At 61.4% G+C, this 1314-nt stretch carries 1 protein-coding gene; it reads right to left on the bottom strand.

Translation table 11 applies throughout. From position 1 onward, the window contains the following. Nucleotides 1–24 precede the first annotated feature (24 nt). A complete protein-coding gene (locus ACDC66_RS15180; protein ID WP_376697582.1) occupies nt 25–1254 on the bottom strand; it encodes an ISL3 family transposase in 1230 nt (409 codons plus the stop codon). Nucleotides 1255–1314: the final 60 nt, after the last annotated feature.

Here is a 1314-nt window from a genome sequence, read left to right as displayed (position 1 = left end):
TGGCTCTGTTGAATTCCCAGTGGGTTAAGCATACACATGCGGATTGATACTGCGGAAGTCGAGCTTCCCTGCCAGCAGGAAGATCATGGTCCTGGCTGTGCTCAGCCGCGTATAGCCCCGTGCTTTCCGTTTTGCAGCCTGGAACAGTCCGTTGATCGCTTCGAGGAAGCCGTTGGTTTGGCGTGTTCTTACCCAAGCGACGATTCCATCGAGGTGCCGACGGATCATCTTGGCAACGGATTTCATCGGCTCGACCTTGGAACGCATAACATTCGTGCACCACTGACAGAGCATTTGTCGGACCACGTTGACCTGTTTGCGCTGCAGGATGGCGCGCAACTGCTCGCGGTACTGCCAAGCGCGCGCCGTTCTGAGCGTCGTCAACCGGGCAACCAGAGTCTGGAGTTCCTGCCGAGCACCCCGGCTGAGACCATTCGGGGCCCTGAGCAGCTTCCAGCGCATGCCCTTCAGAGCGGGGTCAGCTTTCTGCTCGAGCCGGCGCATCCGGTCGACGGCCTCGGAGGCCTTGGCGATGACATGGAACTTGTCGAATGTGATCGAGGCATTGGGCAAGTAATCGGTAACGCCCCGGATGAAAGCCGGCGACATGTCGATGCTGCAGCTGTCGATCGCGTTCGGATCCCCGCCATGAGCTTCGAGTGCGCCGGCCAATTCCGCGACGGTCTCCGACCCGCGTCCTTCGGTGACGAAGATGACCGCCCGTCGCTCGGCATCGGCCGCCAGCGTCAGGTAGTCGTGCCCACGGGCCCGGGACGTCTCATCGATCGCCAGGCTGCGCACCTCGGAGAGGTCCGACTCAGCGGTCACAAGCGCCACATAGCGCTCGCAGATCGCCATGACACGGTGCGGGCTCAAGCCCACAATCCGTGCGACTGCCCGGAACGGCATTTGCTGCGCCAGCATCAGCACCAGGGCCTCGAACAGCAGCGTGAACCCCGACAGCCTGCCGGCCCAGTCGGGCTGGACCTGTCGGACCGACCCGTCCGGGAGCTTGACGCGCGGCACACGTACTTCCAGAAAACACTCGTGCTGGAAGAAGTTGAGGTGCCGGTAGCGCTTGGTGACGGTGTCATGGACTGGGTGTTCACCTTCGAAATCAGCGATCTGGAAACGACTGCCGCGCCGGAAATCAACCTGGATGGTCAGGGTCTTCGCTGTCTCGTCGAACTCCAGGTCAGCAATGAACCACGGCGGCGTCAGGCCAAGGGCGGCTTCGAAAATCTGGGCGCTCATCACTCCGGCTCCAATCAGGGGTCCGGAGCGATGATACCCACTCAAAATTCAACAGAGGCA

The organism is Wenzhouxiangella psychrophila (genome assembly GCF_042310375.1).
Classification (GTDB): Bacteria; Pseudomonadota; Gammaproteobacteria; order Xanthomonadales; family Wenzhouxiangellaceae; genus Wenzhouxiangella.
The sequence above is the reverse complement of the archived record's forward strand: the minus strand, read 5'-3'. Positions and strand labels throughout refer to the sequence as shown.